This window comes from Microbacterium sp. HJ5, from assembly GCF_054824025.1.
In genome coordinates this window covers 97,904-122,778 of sequence record NZ_JSYE01000028.1, presented here as the reverse complement: position 1 = coordinate 122,778, position 24,875 = coordinate 97,904, and the positions used below count along the sequence as shown (strand labels likewise).

Genomic DNA, 24,875 nt, shown 5'->3' with positions numbered 1-24,875 from the left:
GTCATGCCTGCCTAGATTGGCTGAATCGCATCGCGATGAAGCCGACGATGATGAGGAAGGTCCCGGAGATGACCGCAACTGCGGTGGCGGCGCCGTAGTCGCCCTCGAGGAACGCTGCCCGGTACACCAGGACGGGCAGGGTGGTGGTGGCCTCTCCGGGTCCGCCGCGGGTCAGTCCCCACACGATGGTGAAGTTGTTGAAGGCCCAGATCAGCTGCAGGGTCGCGACGATCGCGAGCACGGGGCGGACCAGGGGAAGGGTGAGGGAGAAGAACTGGCGGATCCGGCCGGCGCCGTCGATCCGGGCTGCTTCGTAGACGGAGGTCGGGATCGCTTCCATCGCTCCCAGAAGCAGCAGGAACGCGAACCCCACGCTGACCCACACGTTAACGAAGATCACCGGGATCAACGCCGTCGCCGGGTCGGCGAGCAAGGTTGTGCGGTCGCTCAGACCCACCGCACCCAGCAACGCGTTGAACGTGCCGGTGCCGGGCTGGAACGCGGTGTTCCAATACACCGCGACCGCGGCGGAGGGCGCCACGGCGGGCACGAACCAGACCACTCGGTAAAACCGTGATCCTCGCACGCCTTGACTGACCGCGGCGGCCAGGAGCGTGGCGATCGTGACGATTCCCGCGCTGGAGATCACCGCGAACACCAACGTGATGAAGAGGGAACGGTAGAACAGTCCCGATTGCACCGTGTCTTGGTAGTTGTCCCACCCGTCGAAGGTGATCTCCCCCACACCACCCCACTCCGAGAAGCTCATCCGCACCGCCTGGATGACCGGGATGACGAAGAACAACGCGATCAGCAGAATCGCGGGCGAGATCACCGCCCAGATCAGCAAGGCCTTGCGGCGCTGCGCGGCGCTTCGCGTGGACGTGGTCGGCGGAAGTGGCTCGGGAGGAGTGGAACGGTCCGGAGCGGTCGCGGTTTGTGTCATGGGATCTCCATCGGGGTGGGAGAGGGCACACCGGCCCTCTCCCACCCGATTCACTCGTGAGGACTATTCGGCGCGGATCTCGTCGAGACGATCCTGCTGGTTCTGCGCGACCTGCTCAGCGGTGAGCTGACCCGAGAGCATCGAGGCGATGTCGGTTCCCAACGGCGTCTGCCCGAACGCGCCCGGTACGGCGGAAGTCCACCCCACCGGGGCACCGTTCTCGCCCGCATCAGCCACCATCTCCTTGACCACGTCCGACACCCCGGGCAGATCGTTCACATCCAGCGAAGTCACAGCCGGCAGTGAGAAACCGGAGTTCGCCACCGCTTCGGCCTGCATCTCATCGGACATCCAGAACTCCAGGAACTTCTTCGCCTCATCCGGGTGCTCCGCATCCGCCGGGATCGCCATCGCCTCACCCAGATAGGTCATCAACTCCGACGGAGCCTCATCCCCACCCGAGGGCAGCAAGAACCAGTCGTACTCGATCCCCGCACCATTGGTGTCGATCGCACCCGGAGTGAACGTCCCACCCAGCAGCATCGCCGCCTGCCCCTGGAAGAACAACGCCTGAGCAGCGTCGTAGTTCTGACCCAGATAACCATCCTGATACACGCCGGCATCAGCCCACTTCTGCAGCCGCTCGATCGAATCCTCCACCGCCGGATCGGTGTATTCCGCCGTCACTTCGACATCCGGGTTCCATGACGTCAGATAGTTCGCCATCTCCTCCTCGGTCGCCGCGCTCTGCAGCAACTGATCGAACTGCCAACCCCACTGGAACGCATCCGCCCCCCCTACCGCGAGCGGGTCATACCCGGCCGCCCGCACCGTATCCGCGATCGAGATCAATTCGGCGTCATCAACGATGCGGTTGTCCACCGGCTCACTGACGCCCGCCTCCTCGAAGATCCCCTTGTTATAGAACACGATGTCGTAGTAGATCCCCGCGATACCCACCAGATACGGCGTCCCGTCATACTGCAGCGAATCCACCGTGCCCTGCGAATACCGGTCATACAGATCCGCCGACTCCCACACATCCGTGAGATCCAGCAACGCGCCATTCTCAACCGTCTCCAGATACACCGGAGCGTTCTGACCCACCAACACCACATCCGGCGGATTGTTTCCCGTGATGATCTGCGTATTCGTCGAGTTCCGCGTATCCGCATCAATCGTCGACAACTCCACCTTGATCCCCGGATTCGCCTCCTCGAACGCCGGAACCAACACCTCCATCATCGATTCCCAATTCGCCTGCTGCTGCACCGTGATCGTCACCACCTCCTCCTCATCCGAACCCGCAGCAGAACAACCCGCCAACACCACACCAAGCCCCGCAACCACCGCAGAAGCCACCACCACACGAGAACGCGACATCAGGACATTCCTTTCTTGATCATTCGATAACACAGTCACCGTCGACTGCTCCCGTCGTCTCCGGGCGACGACGGGGCCTCACAAGCACCATGGTGTGCCCGGAGGAGAAGGAGAGTTCGAACCGGACGTAGCCCTCCACGTAGGTGAAAGCCAGTTCGCGATCCTCAGGAAGCTGCACGATGGTGCCCGGCGGAGAGGCGATCCGCAGCTCGATCTGGCACCGCTCGACCGGTACTGGATCGCTCACGGTCTCCGCCGGGGATTGGGAGCGTCGCGCCGGCAGGTAGGACAGCAGATGCAGCAGGAGCGAATCGTCGGCGGAACGCAGCAGCGATGCGTCGAGATGCGAGGGTCCAGTCAGACGCACCGACGGCGTCGGCAACAAGAGATCAATCCCCGAACGGGCGAGCGCGGCGAGCTCTGGGATGCCCATTCGGCCGTACGCCTCGAACACCGGGAAGAGGAATGTCAGTGTCTGGCGGTACGCCACCGCCGCCGGGTAGGCGGTCGCTCGTCCGGCGGGCGTGTACTCATGCCCGCTGAAGCGATCCGGGCTCCTATCAAAATACGGCTCGGTGACGTGGGCCAGTTCGACCGTCTCAGCCGCGGCATGGGCCCGCAGGACGGTCTCGTGAACAGCGAAGTCGAAGTCGGGGAGTCCGGTGCGGCCCGTGACCGGGCGGATGAACTCCTGGCTGAAGTGCGGCTCCGGCGAGGCCGTGAGGCCCTGGATCTCTGCGGCCCAGCCACCGTCGGCGGCCAGGTGGCCCGACAAAAGGACACGCCGCCCTGATCCGGCGACGGCAGCGAGGCGCTCGAGAAGCGAGGGATCGAGCGGAACATCCGCGAGGACGACCACCACGTCGTAGCGGGAGAGGTCGTGGTCTGGCGCGACGAAGTCGAACCCCACTCCTGAGGCGCCGAGGATGCGCAGCGCACCCAATTCGCCTGCGCCCGGCGAATCGACGACATGAACGTCGGTGCCGGAAGGGCGCACGCGCAGGACGGCGATGTCGACGACGCGGGTGAAGCCGGACGACACCGACTGGACTGACTCGACATACGCGAAGGTGTCCGCGATCAGGTCGGTGACGGCGGGGTGTGATCGGCCGCTCGCGGGCAGCGAGTCTCCGATGCTGACACCCAGCCCCAGCGCCACCATCTGGAGCGCTTCGTAGCGCAATGCCGCTGCAGGATGGAGGCTGCCGCTGTCGCCCCAGCTCCCGAAGAATCGTCCCGTCATCCCGAGCGCTCGGGGCTGCACGGGAAGGACGTTGCGCGCGACGTAGGGCGCGTATGTGTAGCCCCACCCGCCCGTGGGCAGCGCTTCGATCTCGTCGTGGGTGTCGAAGACCCCGTCGTCGTCTCGCAGTCGAGGGCGGGAGTTGAAGAAGACGCTGCGCGCCGCACCGTCGTGGGCGCGTCCGGCGCTGACCTGGTCGCGGAGCCGACGCATGTAGTCATGCGACAGCGCCCTCGCCGCCCCGGATCGGGCCTCCGGGCCGGCCACATCATGCCGCTCGATCAGCCGGTTGAACGTTGATGAGAAGCTGATCTGGTCAAAGCAGATGTCGAAAAAGAAGCCGTCGGCGTCGTCGAAGTGATCGAGGACATCGGACAGTTGCGCGGCCAGGTGATCGGCATAGCCCGAGGACATGTCCATGACATGCCACCCAGGTCCCGCGTCGGTCTCGACGCGGACAGGCGCGCCGCTCTCGTCGACCGCGACCCACTCGGGGCGCGCGGCGGCCGCGAACTCGTCGAAGAGCACGCTCAGATACAGCGGACTCCGAACGCCTGCGGAGCGGGCCGCTTCGACCTGCGAGCGCAACAGGTCGGATGCGCCCGCAAGGCCCGGGTGTCGCTCCGGCCTGTCGGTTTCGTAGTACAGGTGGCCGTGGTGGCACTTTGCGAAGAGCGTCACCGAGTCGACTCTCATCAGCCGGAGACGCGCAGCGAATTCTTCAGTGTCGAAGGCCCGGCCGACGTCGGGGATGAGGGGCGACGTATGGAAGTCGAGGTGCACCGCTCGACGGGGGACCGCTGGCAGGGCGCCCGGTTGGGGAGAGTGATGCATCGATAGGACTTCCTTATCAAACGTCGACCGGAGTTATCGGCCGTTTCTCAGCATAGACATGGGATGTTTCGCCGGTCAAGCCGCGGTCTGGTCTCGGAGGAACGGGATTTTCGCTCTGAACATGGGATCTATCAGCCGTCAGGAAGCGTGTATAGCAGCTCAGGTGGGGGCTGGAGTGCCGGACGTATCTGGTCAGCAGCGGGAAGGCACTGAGTCATCCTCGCCAGGGCGAATCAGACCCTATCGCTGCTCTTTTCGGCATCGCGTCAATCAGCCGGTGACCTATGGCGTCACGCGCCGATAGGGTCTCAATCTGGCCACCCGTCGTGCCGGTCGACCTCGCCTTAGGCGCCATGATGGGCGTCTGGGGCAGCCGGCCGGGCTAGGGATGATTTGGCCCTGTCCCCCACGAATGACCCAGGGGTATTCATCGAGCCTAGGTGGCGCCGGGTCATCGCTGATGGGGCCAGGCCCGAGCACGCTCGAGGCCCTTCGTGACGTGGATGCCGCGACGCACGGTCGCAGCTGGCCTTCGACCGAACCACGGAGCACACCGGTTACACAGATCGAAAAACTACGCTCAGGTCGATGTGTTCGTCGGCCACGACGTTGCGAAAGCCCAGCGCCACGCGTTGGACATCGTGCCGCACTTACTACGTTCGATCTAGGTGGCCGACGAGCAGCTGCCGGGCTCACGATGCTCTGCGGATTCGACGATGACCTCGCCGCCCAGATTACTTTGGTCTGCAACGGTGTTCACGGACTGCTGAGATTCGCCCCGGCCCTGAACGACCATCGGGCCACGAATGGACCACTCCGCCATCATTTACCTCCCGCATCGCTACTCGTCACTCGCTTGAGCTGCCGCGCCGCATCGAGCGGCGATTCGCAAAAAATGCTCCAACTCGCGCCCACGCAAGTGCAAGGATGGGCGCGCGAGATCGTCGCCCCGCCCAACTAACAGGCAGTCGTGGTCACCCGCGCGAACGCCGCCGCGCCCTCGGTTCCCGCCTCGCCGGGCAACTCGCAACACTGCCCATGGCTGCCGGTAACCTGGTCGACGATCGTTAGGGTGCGGTGAGGCGCTGGGAGAGGCTATCCAACCACGATCGGGCGTCGGGGCGGATCTGGTCGCCGAGCATCGGAATGCTCAGCGGAACGTCCAGCGTCACGAATCCGCCGGCTTCGTTTACGCCGCGGATATGACGAGCGACATCCGCCGCGTCGTAAACGAGCGGCCCGCGCCCCCAGTCTTCGGTGATGTGGGATAGCTGATGCCATGTCGTCGGAAGCTGTGACGAGACGGCCGCTGTGGGCTCGAACAGGAAGTCGAACTCACCGGCGGTGAAGGTCGCCGCGGAGAACTCCACGCGCGCCAGCCCTTCTCCATGATTGAAACTGATCTCCGTATCCGGATTTCCGGCCTTGAGGGCGCTCGCATACAGATCGGCGGTGGCCTGGCCGAATCCGACCCAGGGGTAGCAGCCGTCCACCCACCACCCTCGCACGGCGGGACCGTAGCGCCGGGAGAAGTCCTCCAGGACGGCGGCCCAATTGGACGCGAAACGGTCAGTGATGCGGAAGTCTTCTGTCGGTCCATCGGGCGACCCGGTGCACCCTAGAGCGTGAGCCGCTGCGACGTCATGCTTCCCTGCGAGTGCCGACGTATACAGCAAGGTCGCAAGTCCGGCCCCGGCCGCAGCGTCGATGATCTCACCAACGAGATCTCGCTCAGGAGTCCTAGTTCCGCGTGCGGAGCCGGTGAGACGTTCGTATGCACTGTTCGGCGCGTTCAAGAAGCCGTGGCTCTGACCGAGGGTGAAAACGAGATAGGTGGCACCGACGTCGGCGCACTGGGCGACGAATCTGGCGACGTCGAATCTCGAGATTCTCATGTCAAATGCTACGGAGTTGGAGGGCAGGAAATGAAAGAAGAGTCCGAACGTCCGCTCTGTCGACTCTGTGAAGAACCGCGTCATACATCCTATCTTTGCATGAATGTTGTCACCCCAGAGCGGCGTGGCACTAATGTAGATGACGTAGTCATCCCATGTTTAGAGCGATAGAGGTCGTATGGAAGACGAACTCGCGGTCACCGGCAGCGATCTGCTTCAATCGCTTCGCAACACTGAGTTGCAAGCGCCGACTAGACCGGAGGCGATCGGCGATCTCGTTCTCCTCCGCGAGTGGATCGGCAACACCTGCCATTCCACCCTGGAGAATAGGGGTTCTCATCCCGTGCGAGTCGACGAGGTGACGCTGGCCTCGACCACGCACGACTTTTCTCCGGCGTCCCCCGCATACGGGGAAAGCTTCCAGATGCTCTGCCACTACGAAGGGACCCTCGGCTCCCGAGAGACCGTCGGCGGTTACGCCGACATGGCTCATTACAGACTGCCGGAGCCGGAAGGATGCTTCGTCGCCTACGGAACACTGGTTGTGGACGCGTCTCCCGGCGAATCCCACCTGTTTGCGTTCACGACATGCGAGCGATTCTCGGGTCAGGTCCGCGCCAGCGCATCCCACATCGAGTTCGTCTTGCTGCTTGAGGGAACCGTCCTCGGTCCCGGCGAACGCGTGCCGCTGGAGAAGGTGCTCTACGTGCAGGCGCCAAATCGCTCGGCGGCGCTCGACATCCTCGCAGAACAACTCCCGCCACGGCCGGGAGGGGAAGCCCGGAGTATCCCCACCGGATGGTGCTCGTGGTATTGGTACTGGGATGAGGTGGTGGAGGAGGATGTGGCTCGGAACGTCGATGCCATCGCTCAACGTCATCTCCCCCTGTCGCTGGTCCAGGTCGACGACGGCTACGAAGCAGCGCTGGGCGACTGGCTGATCCCGAAAGAAGACGGCGGCAGCATGGCGGAGGCGGCCGAGCAATGGCGGCGCCGCGGTTTCGAACCGGCGATCTGGCTCGCGCCTTTCATCGCCGAGGCATCGTCTCGGGTCTTCCGTGAGCACCCGGACTGGTTCGTCCGCGATCTCTCCGGCGGACCGTGGCGCTCGGGGGACAACACCTTCGCGGGTTGGCGGAATCCGCCGTGGTTCGTGCTCGACGTGACTCATCCCGATGCTCTCCGCTACATCACGGACTGCTTCCGCACGATGCGGCACGAGTGGGGCATCCGGTATTTCAAGCTCGACGCACTCGTCTGGGGCGCGCTGCCGTGGGGAGTGCGACACGATCCGACGGTCACGTCCGTACAGTCCTACCGGGCAGGGATGACCGCGATCCGCAGTGCGATCGGCGCCGACTCCTTCCTCCTAGGGTGCAACGCGCCCATCTGGCCGAGCTTCGGCCTCGTCGACGGGATGCGGGTGACCGGCGATGTGGACCGTGACTGGTCGACATTCCGATCGCTGACCGCCGAGGGGTTCGGTCGGCTCTGGCAGAACGGCCGGCTGTGGATCAACGATCCTGACTGCTTCGTCGTCAAGAACCAGGGCAAGAACGTGCTGACCACCGCCCAGTTCCGCTACCACATGTCGTACGTGCTGGCCATGGGCGGCTCCCTGTTCTCCGGCGACGACGTGGCTCGATTCACCGAGGCGGATGTCGCCGCGGTCACCAAGCTCCTCGCCACTCCCGGCGTCGTGGCGCGGCGCGATCCGGACGGGGTGATCCGGGGAACCACCCGTGACGGTCGGCGGCTCGAGTTCCTCTTCAACCCCACCGACTCCACCGCCACCTTCGACGTGCTCGAAGAAGCGGACGACTTCTGGACCGGCGAGTCTGCGATTCATCCGGTGCGTGTCGAACCTATGTCCTGCGTGGTCCTGGAGCGATCCCCGTGACCGCGGCGAGCGGAACCGTAGGGCCGATCCACCGCCCTGAGGACTATGGCGCTGCGGGGACCGGGCGACACCTTGATACCGCCGCCATCCAGGCTGCGATCGATGCGTGCTGGCGTGTAGGAGGCGGCGTCGTGCACCTTACGCGCCGATACCTTAGCGGCACGCTGCGCCTCAAGAGCGGGGTCAACCTTCATCTGGACGAGGGGGCGGTGCTGCTCGCCTCTACGCAAATTGCCGACTACTCGCCGGACACGCATCGCAACATGTACCGCGGTGAGCCTCACATGGATCGGTGCTTCATCTACGCCGAAGATGCTCGCTCCATCTCCATCACCGGGTCCGGCACGATCGACGGGCAGGGGCATCGATCGGTATTCCCGAACGCCGAGGATCCCGACCGCAACCGGCCCATGATGATCCGGCTGCTGCGGTGCACCGACGTGACGGCATCAGGAGTGCGTCTGGTCAATGCGGCGTCGTGGACGGCAGCCTTCCTGTACTGCCAACGCGTCAGCATCACCGGAATCAGCATCTCCGCTATCGCGAATGACAACGGCGATGGGCTTGACTTCGACGGGTGCACCGATGTCTTCGTCCGCCGTTGTGAATTCGTCACGAGCGACGACTGCGTCTGCGTACAGACGTCGAGTACCACATACCCGAGCGGGAACATTCGCTTGGAGGACTGCACTTTCACAAGCGCGTGGGCAGGTGTCCGCATCGGCCTCCTCTCCCGGGCAGACATCACCGGGGTCACCATTGAGCAGTGCACGTTCCGGGGAATCGGCGATGGAGCAGTAAAAATTCAGTCGTGCGAGGGGGGCGATATCAGCGACGTTCTGGTCACGAAATGCGAGCTGGTCGACTGCGTTCGACCGCTTTTCGCAACCCTCACCCAACAACCCGTGTCCACCGAGTACGGAGCCGATGTGCCGCCGATCGGACAAATCGACCGCATCAGATTCGACGACGTCAAGGTGCGGGATCCTGCACCATCGCTCTCGAGCGCAATATTCCTTTCCGGTCTCCCCGGTCACCGGCTCGGACGCTTCTCCTTCGAAGGCGTCGTGATCTTCGCGAGCGCATCGCCCGCACCCCGGGTCGAAGCGTCCTCGGTCGCTCAAATCCCTGAGTTTACGACGGAGGTCTTGAACGGCTGGTGGCCGGAGTATCGCCTGCTCGAGGTCTCGGTTCCGGGGGGCGCGCTCTTCGCCCGACACGTCGAGGAACTCCGCATCGCTGCCTGCGATTTTCTCCGCAGCGATACCTCCGGTGACGCCGCCCTGTTCGCCAGCGATGTGGCGGAAGTGTCGATCAACTCGGCGCCCGGGAAGACGGGAACGCGATGCGGCGAGGCGAGCGACGGCCGATCCGACTGCCGCCCGGACTCGACTTCGCCCTGAGTCTCGGACTTGAGCCGAGAGAGCAATCGGCCGGTTTGCGAGAAAGTGATGGAATCCGGCGCGTAGGTCAGACTCATGTGCGTATCGAGAAAGCGATGGCATTCTCGCCGCAGTCGACCGGTCGCACGACGCCCGCGCCCAGGAGCGCGATCTCGTCTAGACGAGGCGGAGGGGACGAGGCCGGTACGGCGTCGGCACCGACGATCGAAATGGTGAAGGGGCGCCGAATCTTCTGCCCGGGAGGAGCGCCGCCAGGGCCGGGCCGTCGTTGTCGGCGACGCCGGCATCCACAGACCGGCTGGCCGCCAGAGCGCTCGCTCCGTGAGGGGACAGGGAGGACGTTTTCTGCGGCGGATCCTTCAAATCGAGCGGGATCTCAACCGGCGGGAACCAGAGATCCCGTTGCGCCGCATCACCCGCGGCCCAGCTGAGTCGGTCCGCCGCGTCGACCGGACGATACTACGAACGCACTTCGGGCCTGACTTGCCAGCACGTTCTGCCCGGCCCTTGAGGACTGTCCCATCCGGACTCAGGCGTCTCCGGCTTTTGCGTGGGGGGCGGGTGCTCCTGCGCTCTTGCCGAGAGCGAGATAAGCCTGGCCTCTTCCCGTCACGGTGACCGCGCCTTCTGCGGGCGAGATGAAGACCGCGCCGCCCGGGGAAAGAGTGACGCTATCCGCACCGCTCAGTGCGAGAGAGCCCTCGACACACAGCGCGATCGCGGGCCCGGAGACCGGGACGGTACGGGAGGCCCCCGAAGCTGCGGTCACGCGCAAGAGCGTGAAATCATCCACCGGGACCTCGAACCGTTCCCAGCCGTCGGCGACGGTGATGGCGCTTACGAGTGTTGGGGACGCCGGGATCCCATCGAGCACGGCGAGCAGTTCCCCCACATCGATATGTTTGCGGGTCAACCCGCCGCGCAGGACGTTGTCGCTCGCAGCCATGACCTCCACGCCTAGACCTTCCAGATAGGCGTGGGGTATGCCGGCCGGCACGAAGAGACCTTCACCCTGCTTCAGCGTGACGAGATTCATCAGTAGCGCCACCACAATTCCGGGATCTTTTGGGTGCTGGCTGTTTAGCTCATGGACGAGGGCGAGTTCCGCGGAGAACTCGTTCGAGGCCGCGTCGAGGGCAGCGTAGATCACTTGTTGCATGTCCTGGCGTGTGTCCGGCGACAAAGCCCAGCCGACGAGTGGGGCAAGAGATGGGCCAACGGACTGAAGACGGTCAGCCAGCGCTCCGGCGCCTGGGCCCAGGCCTGTGACCAGTCGGCGACTGATCGCGATGTCACGGAACCCCGCCAGCGCGCGGAACTGGTCGCTCAGGCTGACTAGAAGCTCGGGCTTGTGGTTGGCGTCGCGGTACGTCCGGTCAGCCGCGTCCCGCGGAATGCCCGCAGCCTCCTCGCGCCCGTAACCGGCCTCGGCCTGCGTTTTCGACGGGTGCGCCTGGATAGACAGCGCTGAGCCCGCCGCCAGCAGCTTGAGGAGAAAAGGCAGCCCGCCAGCGTTCAGCGGAGTGCCGTCGGGGGTCTCCGACGGGCCTCCCGGGTGGTCCCCGAACCAGACCTCAGCCTCGGGGATCCCGGTGGGCCTGCGGCCCTCCAGTTTGGCCAGAAGGATGGTTGACCCCCAGGCGTAGTCGCGGGGCACGTTGATCAGCGGGACGAGCATCGTCTCAGCGTAGGGGTGGGCGCGGTGATCGATCGGAACCCGCTCGTCATGTTGCGCGACCCACCGCGCGGACTGAGCCACTCACCCCGCCGACACCTGCGACGATGGCCGTTGCCCGTGCCCGCCACGGATCGGTCGCTACGGGCCCCATACCCGTGCCCGATGTCGGCGCCTCATGTGCGAGCAGGGCGGCACGAATTTCGCCTTTCAGCTGTCATGCGACGAACCCGCGTCGCTGATTCTCACCCCGAGCTTGCCGCATTCGCGGGACGGGGTATATGTAAGGCGACGTCGAGTCCGATCGGTAGGCCGGCTCAGACGATCCCCCACGCCTCTTCCAGCGCGCCGTCCCAGGTGCAGCCGCATCAGTGACGAAGAGGGCCGTGTCACCCGACGGATCGCCGTAAACGAATTCGCAGGCAGCGATACGGAGTTCCTCGACGTGGTCGCGCGAGAAGCGCGGCGCCGGGACCGACACCTCGAGCAGGTAGTAGTTCGACCTCCAGCCGTTGAGGACCCGGCCGTGAACTCTGCCCCACATCGCGGGAACCAGGGGGTGCTCCACAACGTCGGCCGGCGCATCACAAGTCGAATATTCAACCCCTACGATTCAGCTCATCTGCGATCCCACGTCATAACCGGCGAGCGGGAGTAGCGATCGTGCGCCGGCACGTCCGCATCGACGGCGCGAATGGGCCCACACCGACGGGACGGATGCCCTGATTCGCCGGACACATGGCCCGCGGCGTCCGCCGCGGGCCATGTGTCCGGGGGTTGGTGTCAGGATTTCAGTAGCCGGTCAAGGCGGATGGCTTGCCGGAAGTCGCCGCGTAGCTTCATTCGCCCGGTCGCCATGCCGGCCATGGGGTGGAGGTCTCCGAAAACAAGCCGGGCGAAGTCCGCTCGCGAAATCGTCACTTCGAAGTCCGGTACCGGTTGCTCCGAGGACGGATCCCCTTCGCGGTACCCGCCCGGGGAGTTCCGTCCGTCGAGCACGGCGTGACCGCCGTCGGTGAAGTGGAAGGCGTAGAGGGCGCCGACCTCGGCGAGTCTCGCCGGGGTGAGGATGTCGGTGAGCCTCTCCACGGCGGCGTCGTAGGAAGCGGGGGTATCGGTCGAGGTGTTCATGATGTCTCCTGTCGTCGTTCTCTGATCTGTGGGATGAAATGAGGGAGCGCGGTTACGCGTGGTGGGCGTACACGAGCTCGTAGAAGCGGAAGTCCGGGCTTGCAATCTCGACGGTCTCCTCGAGGTTCTCGTCCATGTCGGCCATCGCGCTGATGGCCTGGATGCAGTGCTCTGCGCTGTCCCAGAGGGAGTAGTTCACCGCGCGCTCCCCGTCGGAGCTGCGGTGGAAATTGGCGGACCTATACCCGGTGGTGTTTTGCGACTGAATCTCGTTGTTCGCGATCACGAGCTCCAGCAGGCGACCCTGCGTCGCAGGCTGAGTGGTGATCTCGTTGATGAAGATCGCGCCGGTGTACGAGTGCGAGATGACGCTCGCGCCCTCCGGGGTCCGATCGTCCGCGTAGACGACCGTATAGAACCGCGGACGCGGCTCGTTGAGCACGCCGCGCCGGGCTTGGGCGATCAGGTCCGGAACCTCGGGCAGCTTCTCGGCGGACAGCGCGGCGCTCTCGCTCGACCACTGCCCGTAGGTCACGATGCGGGTGCCTTCCAGCGAGCGCAGCACGTTCAGGCTGACGTTCCCCGGCGCCTCCGACATCCGTTCCGCCGCGGCGACGATCACATCGAGCACGGTCGCCTGATCCTCCTCGTCCACGTGGAAGAAGTTGATCGCGGTGGTCAGCTCGGTTCCCGCGCGGATGGCAGTGTCGGGAGCGATGGAAACCTTTGGCATGATGACTCCTTTGTAAAGCGGATATTCGTTCTTTTGAAGAATGAACCCGCGGGTAACGAAAGTCAAGGGGACATCCGTTTTCTTTCGCTATACTCAGCGCATGCCCAGAGTGAGCGCAGAGCACCTCGCCCATCGGCGTCGACTGATCCTCGATGCGGCGATCCGGTGCTTCGCACGCGAAGGCATCCAGGGCACGACCATGCAGCACGTGTTCGCCGAGTCGGGCATCTCACCCGGCGGGGTGTACCGGTACTTCCCCAGTAAGGACGATCTGATCGTGGCCATCGCGGGCGGAGTCGCCGGGCGCATCACTCGTTTCGTCGAGGTGGATTCCGCCGCCACCGACAAACGTCCGATCTCCATCGAAGACGAGCTTCAACGGCTGTTCGCCCTGTTCGACTCGGTCGAGGAGGACGACGACCATCGCCGGGTCGCGATTGCCGTATGGGCGGAGAGTCTCCACCACCAGGCGGTGGCCACCGTGATCACCGGTGCGATCGATGACCTTACGGCATCAGTGGCTGCGCGCCTGGCGCTTCTGCAGGAATCCAGCGGACTGCCGGCGGATGTCGACGCCCGCGCCGCCGCGCAGGTGCTCGTCGCCGTTCTTCCCGGCTACCTGTTGCAAAGGATCTGGTTCCCGCGACTGGACACGACCGCGTTCACGCTCGCCGCCGAGAGGCTCGTCGGAGCGCGCACCGTCACCACGGTGGCCAGTCATTCCGTGAGCGCCGCCGTCGCGGACTCGATGTAAGAGTTCACGCTGCGGGAGCCGAACACGGCCGTGTGCGCAATCCACCCCTGAGTGAGCGCCATCACGGCACGGACCGTGTCGGCCGCGAGGACGGCGGGTGCGGCGACACCCGAAGCGTCCGCCCACGGCTGGAGCGCGGCTTGCAGCGACGCTCGCAGGCGTTCGGCCGTGACACTCACCTGGGCAAGCAGGTCGGGATCGACCATCGCCTCCGCCCAAAACTGGACGACTACCGACGGCGGGAGTCCGTGCTCCTCGAAGGCCCGGAGGAGCGTCGCAAGCACGGCCCGCGGCGCGATGACATCCCCCTTGCGCGCGCGGGCCTCCAGCGTCTCGACGTGCGGGACGAGATACCGCGCGACGATGTAGCGGGCCAGCTCGGCCTTGCTGGAGAAGTGCGAGTAGATGGCGCCCGTGGAGAGCCCGGACTCCGTCACGATGTCGGCGATCGAGGTGTCGCGAACGCCCTTGCGCACCAGGCACCGCAGTGCGGCGCGCGCGATCTCGTCGCGACGCGCCTCACGATATGCGACAGTCACCCGGGGCATCCAAAGAGAGTAGCGGTTCTGTTAGAGTGCTTGCACAAACAGATCAAGCATTCTTTTTAGAAGGAGTTTCCATGGCCAATGATCAAGCCTCGCGGCCGACTCCGTACCCCGTCGCTGCACTGGCCGGCCTGCTCGCGTCGATCGTCGTGGCCCTCGTCGTGATGGCCTTCGTCTGGCCGGCCGCCACTTCACAGGCGCGCAACCTTCCCGTCGGCATCTCGGGGCCGGCCGAGAGCGTCGACCAGTTGGAGGAGAACCTCGCAGACCAGGATCCGGCACCGTACGTACTGCACGAGGTCTCATCGCGTGACGATGCCGCGGAGCGCATCGAGAACCGCGAACTGTACGGCGCCATCCTCCTCCCCGGCGCCGACTCCGACGACGCTCCGGAGATTCTCCTCGCCACGGCGGCCAGCCCCGCCGCGGCGAACGCCCTCCGCGGCGTCGCCACCGAGCTGCAGGAGCGAATCGATCAGCAGGTCATTGCCGCCCTCACCTCGCAGCTGACCACGATCGGCGAGGGCCTCGCGGCCGGTCAGGCCCCGGAGCGTCCCTCGGGCGGCACGGCCGACGTGCCGGAGGTCACCGTCACCGACCTCGTACCCCTCGCCGACGGCGATCGCACGGGTGCGGGCCTCGCCGCGGCCGTCTTCCCGCTCGTCCTCGGCGGCCTCGCCGGCGGCATCATCCTGGTTTTCCTCGTGCGCGGGGTGCCCCGGCGTCTCGTCGGACTCGCCGCCTATGGTGTCGGCGCGGGCCTTCTCATCGTCACCATCCTGCAGTCATGGTTCCAGATCATCCAAGGACCCTGGCTCGTCAACGCCGCGGTTGCCGGCCTGGCGGTGACGGCGACGGCAGCACTCGTCGTGGGCCTTCACTCCCTCATCGGCGCCGCGGGCATCGGTGTGGCAGCCGTCATCACAATGTTCATCGGCAACCCGATCGCGGGCGCTTCTGCGCCGCCGCAGTTCCTGCCCGAACCCTGGGGGGCTATCGGCCAGGGATTCGTCCCCGGCGCCTCGGCGACTCTTCTGCGCTCGACCGGATACTTCCCTGATGCGCCCACCGGCAGCGGTTGGCTGACACTGGTCACGTGGCTCGTCGCCGGCCTGGTGCTCGCCCTCATCGGCCGGACGCGTCAGGGCCGACGGTCTCAGGCAGCCGACGTCCCTGCTGGTCGGCGCGACCGGTGATCTCCCGAGGAACCGGCAAGACATCTCAATGTGATCACGCATGGCACGGGAGGCGCGGTCGGCGTCCTCCTCCGATCGCCTGCGCGATCCGGAAGTGCGCGCGGGTTGCTCGGGGCACAGGGTCCTCGACGTAGTACCGCGTCATCAGGCCGGCCACCGGTACGGCGTCCGGCTCGCCGTGGTCATGCCGCGCCGCCAGATACAGACGGAGCAGGTGAAGGTGAGGACGCGTGCGCTCGTACCCCTCGTGGACGAACCGATTTACCGCAGGCGGCCGCGATGAGCGAATGGAAGCGAGCGTCACTGCGACTGAAGCGCATGATCACCTCTCGCTGGTCCGAGCCGGAACGAGATCCGCCGGGGATCGACCTCGGCCTCGAGGGCGTCCGTGAGCTTCCGAGAGCGGGAGCGAGCCGCCTCAGCTGCCGCGAGCGGTTCCAGGAGCGTGCGCATCTGGAAGAGCTGATCGACCTCCTCGGCGCTCAGCAGAGCGCTGGTGGTGTACCCCCTGATCGTGGGCTTCTGCGCCAGGCCGTCGGCCTCGAGCCGATCGAGCGCCTCCCGTACAGCCGTGGGCGCGACACCGAGCCTCGCTGCGACCGCGTCGATGCAGATCCGGGTCATCGGAGCGATCTCATGCTCCATGATGGCCTGCAGCAGATCGTACGTGCGTCGCCGAGGACGGAGCGATCCGTCGTCGCCATCGCATCAGGTGGCGACCAGGCGTTCGTCATCACCCGATGCTAGCTCGAGCGGGTCAGCTCAAGCGCCGATGAGGCGGGTGCGCTGCTCGCCTAGGCCGTCGATGTCGGCCGTGACCCCGTCTCTGGAGGCGAGATAGGGACCGACCCGACAGGGCCACCCCACCCTCTCATGAGTTGTGCTTCTCCCCAGTTCAAGACCAAGGCGAGCAGCCCTACGCCGACGATGGGGCCGAGGGAGAGGGGAGGACGATGCGGGTGAAGCCTCCCCAGTGGGTAGTCCGTCGACGGAGGCGGCTTCCGAGTTCGGCGGGGAGTCGATGAAGAAGCCCTGGAGGACGATGATCGTGGTGGGTAGGGCGATGACGCCGTAGGCGATGCCGACGGCGAGGGGGTGCTGACGATGCTGTGGCTGTCGAAGCGTTGGAAGTAAGGGACGAAGAGCAGGACGGTGGAGACGACGGTGGCGGAGAGGAAGACGCCGAGGAAGCGTTGGCGTCCGCGGGGTCCGCAGCCGCCGATCCGGAGGGCCTGCCAACCCCCGCCGAGCGGCGGCGATCCCGTGGCCTGGCCACAGACGCGAGGCCGGCGCGGCCCAACCAGAGAGGACCTCGCCGCCGCAGTTCACCACGGCGACCCGAGGCCACCACCCAACGGTCCGCCGAGGCCGTCGGTCAAGGGATCGCCAGTGTCGCCGCCCTCCTCGGCCTCGAATTCGCGGCGAGTGGCGGCGGATTCTCACGGGTTCGGCCGGACTACCTCGAGATCGTCGCCGACGCCGCGCGCCGCTGGACCGCGCTGCCGCCGGCGCGACCGATCGGGGTGCGCGCCCCCTGTCTGTCCACCGATGGGCCGCTCATCGGCGCCGCGGCGCTCCGCCTTCGATCAGAACTCCTCTGAGGCAGGGTCTGACGTCGAATACCCGCCCGATGAGCGGCTCTGCCGGCCGGTCGGAGACCCGCTCGACGCTCCTCTCGACGATCGCCTCAGCCGAGCCGGTCAGGCGCGTGCGCGAAGTGTGGTGCGGTAGCGGGTGAGGAGAAGATCCTGGCCTTTGATGCGTCGAGTGAACGCGGCTCCCACGATGGGATGTCCGAGGAGCGGGAGCTGCGTTGCACCGTCGCGCGGCCCGAGGGGGACGGCCAGCACTGCGTACCGCGATGGTGTGTAGTGTGTGCGGGGCTCGCGGCCCGCCAGCAGGTCGGCGATGACCTGCGCGGCGACAGCCGCCTGCCTTTCCGCGTTCGCCGCGGTTTTCGGCTCCGGCACGTCGGTGATGTCGCCTACCGCGAAGAGCGTCCGGGAACCGCGTATCCGCAGGTGCTCATCGACGGTGACGCGCCCTGAGGCATCCAGCGTTTCCTGCGGCAGGAGATCGGTGACGGGGCGTGCACCGTGGGCGGTGAACCAGACCTCGCCATCGACCTCGATCCCGCTGGTGGTCCTGACGCGCTGACCGGGACTGTAGGTGGCCGAGGGCGCGGCCGGTGCTCCGGCGGCATCCTGGATCAGACTGTCCTCGAGCACCGTCACGCCCAGGTCGGTGAGTTTTCGGTGCAGACGGCGACGGAGGGCGTGACGGTACGGGCCGGGGATCAGGCGTCGTCCGATGAGGGTGACGCGGCGACCGGGGTGAGCATGGCGGATCTCGGCGGCGAGCTCGACTCCGACCGCGCCTGCGCCGGCGACCACGATCGACGCCGATCGGGAGACTGCTTCCGCCGCTGCGTCCAGCCCGAGGAGATACCCGGCGAGGTCGGATCCCTCGGGCTTGATCGGCGACGGGTAGGACGACCCCGTGGCGATCGCCACGGCGTCCGCCGGCATCCACTTCCCCGCCACTTCGACGCCACCGTCCCTCACCGCCGTCGCCGCGGCATGGAGAACCGTTCCGCGCTGGAGCACCTCCGAGTACGGCAGCAGCAGCTGCCTTCCCCCCGAAGCCCCCGCGATCGCCCGCAGCCCAGCGACAACGTGGGCGAATCGCTCCCGTTGTTCGACGAGGACGACTTCGTGGGCGGCGTCGAGATGCCGGGCAAGGGCGACCCCCGCATAGCCGCCCCCAACGATGACCACACGTTTCATGGCATCCCCAATCTCCTTGCGGCGGCACTTCAATTACGTGACACCATCACCTAGTCGTCAGGGTAACAGATCCGTGATGACGTCAACGATTGGTAGACTGGGCATGTGACGTCGTCTCATCCTCCCGCACTGGAGCGGGCTCTCGTGGACTTGTACGTGGCGCTCGAAGCCTTGTACGCGAACGTCAGCCGAGAACTCGCGCTCACCCCTCAGCAGGCTCAGCTGCTGTGCGAGTCCGAACGCGGGCCCTCAGTACGGGAGCTCGCGTGCGCCCTGCACTGCGACCGATCGAACATCACCCGCCTCGTCGATCGCGCGACCGCGCGGCACCTGCTCGAGCGACGAGCGGACCCCGCTGACGGGCGCATCGTGAGGATCGCGTTGACCGACAAGGGCAAGTCCCTCGCCGGCCGCTTCCAGCAGCTGCTCACCGCGCGGCTGCGCGGACTCACCAGGACCTGGGACGCGTCGCGGCGAAACGAGGCAGAGGATCTCGTCAAGATCCTCCTCGGACAGCTCCATCGAGAGTGAGCCACTCGACGACCCCAACGCGTGAAGAGTCCGCTCCGAAACAATAGACCGCGACGGCGAGATCACCATCCGCCCACTCCGAACGCCTGCTTCCCCTCGGCAAGCGCAACGGCAACGCCAACTACCCACCGACATCATCGCCCTGATCCACACAACGAAGCCATGATCAGCACCCGGGCACCGGCGAAACCCCCACCGACTTCGCCCTCAACGCCACCCGCGGATACCAAACGCAGAACGGATGGACCGAGACATCAAGATGGCGCTGGCGGTGAACTCGAACACTCATGGAGCCGCATCAGATTGGTCACATTCCCTGGCGAATTGCATGAATCGACGCTCGGAATCCTCAACCGTTTGCATCGAGTCGTATCGAGCCGGCGGATTGTTCCCGCCTGCAACCGATGACCAAACCGGGTCGCAGGAGCGAGCTCCGGAGTTGGTTGAGAACTGCGCGTCCTCATCCGCGGTGAGCCCGCGACATTCTCGCAGGAGAGTGCCCGTTCGAATTCATCGATCGAGTGGGGTTTACCCCTGGAAGCAGATGGACGGCCCGCTCCTGCGTTCGCTCGCGTCGGGCAAGCACCCGCTTACTCCCCAAGCAGTGGGTGAGCGGCCCATTGCGAACTCCTGTTCTGCTCTTGCGGTGGAATATCCGTCGCACTACGATGAACAAACGATTGATCACAGCTCTCTTGGGCCAAGCGGAGACAGTGCCTCTCCAGTTAGGAAAGTTCAATGATGAATGCAAGACAGCGCAAGCTTCCCGCTTGGAGGGCAGGAATAGCCTTCGCGGGAGTCAGCGGCCTTCTGATCGGGATGACCGCCTGCGCAGCCCCCGATTCGAGCGGAACGGACGAGGGGGAGGAGATCACCCTGACCGTGTCGGTCTTCACGGATTTCGGATACAGCGAAGAGATGATTGCGGAGTTCGAAGCCGAGAATCCGGGAATCACGGTGGTTCAAGATCAGGCGGCAACAGGCGGCGGCGCCGCTGAGCGCGACAATATCTTGACCAAGCTCGCAGCCGGCTCAGGGCTGGCCGACGTCGTCGCCATTTCCAACGACTGGATGCCGCAGATGCTCCAGTATCCCGACAAGTTCGTGGACCTCACGTCGGATGACGTCGACGGGCGCTGGCTGGATTGGGTCGCTGGAGCCGCGACGGATGCGGAGGGTCGTCTCATCGGCTATGGCACGGACATCGGGCCCCAGGCGATCTGTTACCGCACGGATCTCTTCGCTGAGGCGGGACTCCCAACAGATCGCGAGGAAGTTGCGGCACTTCTCGAGGGCGATTGGGATCACTACTTCGGAATCGGAGAGGACTTTTTCGCCGAGACCGGAGTCGCGTGGTTCGACGCGCCGATCGTGACGTACAACTCCCTTATTGGGCAGATCGACTATGCGTACGAGGACGCCGACGGCACGGTAGTCGCGGCGACCAACCCCGAGACCAAGAATGCGTTCTTCACGGCCATTGAGGCGAGCCTTGCTACAGGAGCCGACCTCAAAGAATTCTCAGACGACTGGTATGCAGGCATGGCGTCCGGCGCCTTCGCGACCATTGCTTGCCCGTCCTGGATGCTCGGCATGGTCGAGGGCAACGCCCCCGACACGACGACGTGGGATGTGGCCAACGTTTTCCCAGAAGGCGGTGGGAACTGGGGTGGCTCCTATCTGACCGTACCGACTCAGTCTCCGCATCCCGAGGAGGCGAAGGAGCTCGCCGCGTGGCTGACCGCGCCGGAACAGCAAGTTCAAGCGTTTCAGAACATCGGTGCGTTCCCGAGCCAGGTCGACGCGTACTCGGACCCCGTACTGATCGATTACGCGAATGAGTACTTCAACGGAGCTCCCACTGGCACAATTTTCAGTGACAGGGCAAGCGCGACCGACATCTCCACGACTAAGGGTCCGAACAACTTCGCGATCGCTCAGATCCTCGAGGCAGGGGTAACGCGGGCGGCGATCGACCGATCCCAGACCGCTGAGGAAGCGTGGGAGCAAGTCGTCTCCGAACTCGAGTCAGCGAACCTGAACTAAGTGCCCGAAGCGGGTGTCGGGTCTCTGATGCCCGTCGCAGGTCGCAAGGCCCGACACCCGCATTCCTGCCGAACTAGCGGACCAACATGGATACCACTACTCAACTGCACACCGCCTCCAAAGTAGATCGCGTACGGCGGGTGGGTCTTGGCAACACCGTCAGCCGCTGGGATATGCGCTTATCCCCCTACCTCTTTATCTCGCCGTTTTTCGTGCTGTTCGCCGTCACCGGCCTATTCCCCCTCGTGTTCACGGCCTTCGTCTCGGTCCACGAATGGGACCTGATCGGGGGCAAGGGTGACTTCGTCGGCCTGGAAAACTACGCGGCAATTCTTGGCCAAGACAAATTCTGGATATCACTTCGAAACACATTCAGCATCTTCCTGCTGTCCTCTGTGCCGCAGATTTCGTTGGCGATCATCATCGCTGCTGTCCTCGACGCTAACCTTCGGGCGAAGACTTTCTGGCGAATGGGCGTGCTCCTCCCCTACGTCGTCACACCTGTCGCCGTGACTTTGATCTTCAGCGCTCTGTTCGCGGACCAGTCTGGACTTGTTAACAACATCCTGGGAGCACTCGGGATACCGCCGGTCGGTTGGCACAGCGAAGTGCTTCCCAGCCATATCGCGATCGCCTCCATGATCAACTTCCGATGGACCGGTTACAACGCGCTGATCCTGCTGGCTGCAATGCAAGCGATCCCGAGGGACTTTCACGAGGCTGCGATGATCGACGGCGCCGGACCGTTGAGGCGTCTGATCTCGGTCACCATTCCGCAGCTGAGGCCGACCATCATCTTCGTCGTCATCACCTCTACGATTGGGGGTTTGCAGATCTTCGAGGAAGCACAGCTCTTCAGTCGAGATGCCAACGGAGGCGCGGACTCTCAGTGGTTGACCATCACCATGTACCTGTATCAGCTGGGGTGGCGGCAGCTTGACTTCGGGATGGCCTCCGCAGTGGCGTGGGTTCTTTTTCTCATCATCATTGCGGTTGTCCTCTTGAACTATCTGATCACGCGACGTATCGCCACCAGCGGGAAGGAGTCGGCGTGATCGCTGACATCGTCGACACACGTCCCCCGGTTCGCGTCAAGCCGCGCCGCTCAAGCACAGGGCGCCCTCCCGGGGCCAGCTACCTGTTCTTGTCCATAGTGATACTTCTGTCCGTCTTTCCGCTGTACTGGTCCGTCTTGATCGCTAGCGGCGATGGATCGACCCTCCGAGACCCCAACATGTCCTGGGTGCCCGGTGGCAACTTCTGGCAGAACGCCGCGGCAGTCATGAACGATCCGCAAGTCAACTTCTGGAAGGCGATCGTCAACAGCATCGTCGTTTCGACGGTTGTGGCCGCATCGACGGTGATCTTCTCGGTGCTAGCCGGCTATGCCTTCGCGAAGCTCACCTTCCGCGGCAGGGATGGACTGCTTATCTTCGTCGTGGCGACGATGGCTGTCCCGACTCAGCTTGGCGTGGTTCCGCTCTTCATTCTGATGAGCCAGTTCCAGCTCACGGGTTCGCTGTGGGGCGTTATCCTGCCCTCCCTCGTTTCCGCCTTCGGCGTGTTCTGGATGGCGCAGTACCTTCGCCAGGTGATACCGACGGAGCTCATTGAAGCGGCCAGGATCGACGGCGCCAACTCTCTTCGCACTTTCTGGCACGTGGGCGTGCCCGCCGCCCGTCCCGCCGCCGCCGTACTCGCACTGTTCGTCTTCGTCGGGACGTGGACGTCATTCTTCTGGCCCTACATCATTCTCGATCAGAACAACCCGACCCTGCCTGTCGCACTCGCGACACTGCAAGCGGGCTACTTCGTCGACTACTCGGTTGTACTCGCCGGCGCGGTTCTGGCCACCATTCCACTCGTCCTGCTTTTCGTGTTCGCAGGAAAGCAGCTCGTCGCGGGAATCATGCAAGGGGCGGTCAAGGGATGACGTGCCTGAACGTACGCACAACTGAAAGGTACTCATAGCATGCGGTTGTATCTCGTCGGGGCCGGAGCTATCGCGCGAATGCACGTCGCGGCCGCTCAACGCCTCATACCCGAAGCTGAGGTGCACGCAGCGGATTCGAACGGTGGCGTGCTGAACTCTTTCCTCGAGCAGTTCCCACAAGCCCACGGCTACGACTCCGTCGAAGCAATGCTTCAGCCGCCAAGCCTGCCGGACGACCTCGTCATCGTCGCGACTCCGCCCTCATCACACTTGGCGATCTCACTTGCGGCGATGGAGAGCGGGCGAAACGTGCTGTGCGAGAAGCCGCTCGCCCTCAACGTGTCGGAGGCTCAGACGATGCTCGCTTCTGCACAAGCGCACGGCGTCCGCCTTGCGGTCTGTGACGTGCGACTCCTCGGTGTGGCCGCCAGCACAAGAACGAAGCAGCTGCTCGAAGATGGTGCCATCGGGGACCCATACCACGTGACGTGGATCAACCGTGCCCAGCGTAACCGGTCTGGAATCGAATATCAGCCGGCTACCAAATGGTTCCTCAATCGGTCCATCAGCGGCGGGGGAACGTTGATGGACTGGGGCCCGTACGATTTCGCGGCGCTCGATGACTTGCTCAATCCGGTGCGCGTGGAGGTGAGCGGAGCCTGGCTGGCATCTCCTAGGACCGCAGCGGCCGGTCCGGGAGAGGATGACGTTGAACAGCACGTGGGGGCAACCCTGCGCTACTTCAGGTCGACGGGCGCCCCGGTGACCGTCACATACGAACGTGCGGCTTGCACGCACGGGCGGCCTCAGTCGACCACCGAGATCGAAGGTGCGGCGGGAGCAATTCGGTGGGACTGGATTGACTGGGTGGGCGAGGGTGCTGTCACTCTGACGAAGGACAACGAGGGCACTCCGCAGTTGACCACTGAGAAGTTTCCCCAGTCCGGTGAGGCGCACGACCGGCCACTTGCTCGTTACCTGGAGGGCCTCTCAGAGGACACGCTGCGCACTTCCGAGCGAGCGCTCTTTCGCTTCCAGTGTCTTCAGGCCGTTTACGAGTCGGTTGCCACCGGGGCGCGCGTGATCATCGACGCACCGGACTCGCGGCGATGAGGGAGTACTTCGCCATGGACACTGCGTTCTATGGCCATTCGGCCACCTACAGCTTTGAAGCGCGGGCAGAAATCGCCGCGGAACTGGGCTACTCCTACACCTATCTCACCCTCTGGAGTGACGCGGCCTGGAACGATGTCGCTAGAGTCGCTTCGTCCAGCCTGCCGGTGCGCGCAGTGTGGGTCGAGGTCGACATCTCCCTCGGACGGGAACACCCGCTGCGAAGGCGCGTCTCCCGGCTCCTTGCCGAGTTGGAAGGGTGCAGCAGGGTCGAGGTGGCTCTCGTAGATCGAGCGGGGTCTTCTGCGGGAGATCCGTTCGACCGCATGCTCGAGACGACGGAATGGCTGGTGGAGCAGGCCTCTCATACCGATCTCCAAGTGTTGCTCTACCCGCATGTCGGATTCCCTCTCCACGACCATGCCACCGCCATCCGGCTTTGCCGCGAGTTTGCGGCACCCGGCAGGCTCGGCACGACTTTGTCACTTATTCACTGGTTCGTCGCGGGAGAGACGAACCCCGACATCCTCTTCGCGGGCTCCGAGGCATACCTGGGCAACGTGAACGTGTGCGGACTTGACAATCTCACCGCCGCGCCGCCGCAGATCCCCCGGATCCGTCCCGTCGGGATGGGCGAATTCGATGAGTTCGCCTTCCTTGCGAGCGTTGCAACAACTGGGTACACATCTGCGATCGGCGTCCAAGGCTATGCCGTGGGCGGTGACCCGTACATCCAGCTCGGCCGGTCACGCGACGCGCTCAAGAGCATCGACACGCGTCTTGCAAGTCACCCGCACTGGGGTCGCCTCGAGAACCGGACGCGATGAC

The 24,875-nt window shown here is 64.8% G+C and carries 20 protein-coding genes; 10 read left to right on the top strand and 10 right to left on the bottom strand.

What is annotated here, in order from left to right; translation table 11 throughout:
- Position 1: 1 nt before the first annotated feature.
- From OB08_RS13215 to OB08_RS13200, 4 genes are all read right to left on the bottom strand, one after another.
- On the bottom strand, positions 2-1,000 hold the full coding sequence (locus OB08_RS13215) for a carbohydrate ABC transporter permease (RefSeq protein ID WP_461475458.1): 999 nt from the start codon (positions 998-1,000) through the stop codon (positions 2-4).
- A gap of 9 nt (positions 1,001-1,009) precedes the next feature.
- The gene (locus tag OB08_RS13210) at positions 1,010-2,329 is read right to left on the bottom strand and encodes an ABC transporter substrate-binding protein (protein WP_461475456.1); all 1,320 of its coding nucleotides are present in this window, start codon (positions 2,327-2,329) and stop codon (positions 1,010-1,012) included.
- Between the two features lie 19 nt (positions 2,330-2,348).
- Positions 2,349-4,406 (bottom strand): alpha-amylase family protein, encoded by a 2,058-nt coding sequence (locus OB08_RS13205; protein WP_461475454.1) that lies wholly within the window; start codon positions 4,404-4,406, stop codon positions 2,349-2,351.
- 1,067 nt (positions 4,407-5,473) lie between these two features.
- Entirely contained in the window at positions 5,474-6,385 is a 912-nt protein-coding gene (locus OB08_RS13200) for an alpha-L-fucosidase (RefSeq protein WP_461475452.1), read from the bottom strand.
- A gap of 94 nt (positions 6,386-6,479) precedes the next feature.
- On the opposite strand from OB08_RS13200, the gene OB08_RS13195 reads away from it, so the two are divergent.
- A complete protein-coding gene (locus tag OB08_RS13195; protein ID WP_461475450.1) occupies positions 6,480-8,201 on the top strand; it encodes a glycoside hydrolase family 36 protein in 1,722 nt (573 codons plus the stop codon).
- The gene (locus OB08_RS13190) at positions 8,198-9,604 is read left to right on the top strand and encodes a glycoside hydrolase family 28 protein (protein WP_461475448.1); all 1,407 of its coding nucleotides are present in this window, start codon (positions 8,198-8,200) and stop codon (positions 9,602-9,604) included. The genes OB08_RS13195 and OB08_RS13190 overlap by 4 nt, the downstream gene beginning before the upstream one ends.
- Positions 9,605-10,133: 529 nt before the next feature.
- Here the strand turns inward: OB08_RS13190 and manA are convergent.
- The 3 genes from manA to OB08_RS13175 all read right to left on the bottom strand — a co-directional run bounded on the left by manA (position 10,134) and on the right by OB08_RS13175 (position 13,143).
- Positions 10,134-11,282 (bottom strand): mannose-6-phosphate isomerase, class I, encoded by a 1,149-nt coding sequence (manA, locus tag OB08_RS13185; protein WP_461475446.1) that lies wholly within the window; start codon positions 11,280-11,282, stop codon positions 10,134-10,136.
- A 780-nt stretch (positions 11,283-12,062) separates the two neighbouring features.
- Positions 12,063-12,410 (bottom strand): SCP2 sterol-binding domain-containing protein, encoded by a 348-nt coding sequence (locus OB08_RS13180; RefSeq protein WP_461475444.1) that lies wholly within the window; start codon positions 12,408-12,410, stop codon positions 12,063-12,065.
- A 52-nt stretch (positions 12,411-12,462) separates the two neighbouring features.
- The gene (locus OB08_RS13175) at positions 12,463-13,143 is read right to left on the bottom strand and encodes an antibiotic biosynthesis monooxygenase family protein (RefSeq protein ID WP_461475442.1); all 681 of its coding nucleotides are present in this window, start codon (positions 13,141-13,143) and stop codon (positions 12,463-12,465) included.
- Positions 13,144-13,243: 100 nt separating this feature from the next.
- Here OB08_RS13175 and OB08_RS13170 point away from each other — a divergent pair, with 100 nt between their 5' ends.
- A complete protein-coding gene (locus OB08_RS13170; RefSeq protein WP_461475440.1) occupies positions 13,244-13,897 on the top strand; it encodes a TetR/AcrR family transcriptional regulator in 654 nt (217 codons plus the stop codon).
- Here OB08_RS13170 and OB08_RS13165 read toward each other — a convergent pair.
- Entirely contained in the window at positions 13,861-14,445 is a 585-nt protein-coding gene (locus OB08_RS13165) for a TetR/AcrR family transcriptional regulator (protein WP_461475438.1), read from the bottom strand. The two genes, OB08_RS13170 and OB08_RS13165, sit on opposite strands and share 37 nt — an antisense overlap.
- 71 nt (positions 14,446-14,516) lie before the next feature.
- Between OB08_RS13165 and OB08_RS13160 the strand changes: the two genes are divergently transcribed.
- Complete coding sequence (locus tag OB08_RS13160; RefSeq protein WP_461475436.1) at positions 14,517-15,638, top strand: ABC transporter permease; 1,122 nt, start codon at positions 14,517-14,519, stop codon at positions 15,636-15,638.
- 300 nt (positions 15,639-15,938) lie between these two features.
- Here OB08_RS13160 and OB08_RS13155 read toward each other — a convergent pair whose 3' ends face one another.
- Positions 15,939-16,286 (bottom strand): hypothetical protein, encoded by a 348-nt coding sequence (locus OB08_RS13155; RefSeq protein ID WP_461475500.1) that lies wholly within the window; start codon positions 16,284-16,286, stop codon positions 15,939-15,941.
- 1,052 nt (positions 16,287-17,338) lie between these two features.
- On the bottom strand, positions 17,339-18,424 hold the full coding sequence (locus OB08_RS13150) for an FAD-dependent oxidoreductase (RefSeq protein ID WP_461475434.1): 1,086 nt from the start codon (positions 18,422-18,424) through the stop codon (positions 17,339-17,341).
- 144 nt (positions 18,425-18,568) lie between these two features.
- Between OB08_RS13150 and OB08_RS13145 the strand changes: the two genes are divergently transcribed.
- The 6 genes from OB08_RS13145 (at position 18,569) to OB08_RS13120 (ending at position 24,874) form a co-directional block, all read left to right on the top strand.
- Positions 18,569-18,955, top strand: a complete 387-nt coding sequence (locus tag OB08_RS13145; RefSeq protein WP_461475432.1) for a MarR family winged helix-turn-helix transcriptional regulator — start codon at positions 18,569-18,571, stop codon at positions 18,953-18,955.
- A 738-nt stretch (positions 18,956-19,693) separates the two neighbouring features.
- Complete coding sequence (locus OB08_RS13140) at positions 19,694-21,001, top strand: ABC transporter substrate-binding protein (RefSeq protein WP_461475430.1); 1,308 nt, start codon at positions 19,694-19,696, stop codon at positions 20,999-21,001.
- Between the two features lie 86 nt (positions 21,002-21,087).
- Entirely contained in the window at positions 21,088-22,056 is a 969-nt protein-coding gene (locus OB08_RS13135; RefSeq protein ID WP_461475429.1) for a carbohydrate ABC transporter permease, read from the top strand.
- Positions 22,056-22,934 (top strand): carbohydrate ABC transporter permease, encoded by an 879-nt coding sequence (locus tag OB08_RS13130; RefSeq protein ID WP_461475499.1) that lies wholly within the window; start codon positions 22,056-22,058, stop codon positions 22,932-22,934. The genes OB08_RS13135 and OB08_RS13130 overlap by 1 nt, the downstream gene beginning before the upstream one ends.
- 39 nt (positions 22,935-22,973) lie before the next feature.
- Entirely contained in the window at positions 22,974-24,047 is a 1,074-nt protein-coding gene (locus OB08_RS13125) for a Gfo/Idh/MocA family protein (RefSeq protein ID WP_461475427.1), read from the top strand.
- 14 nt (positions 24,048-24,061) lie between these two features.
- Positions 24,062-24,874: a sugar phosphate isomerase/epimerase family protein gene (locus OB08_RS13120; protein WP_461475425.1), complete on the top strand. Its 813-nt coding sequence runs from the start codon at positions 24,062-24,064 to the stop codon at positions 24,872-24,874.
- Position 24,875: the final 1 nt, after the last annotated feature.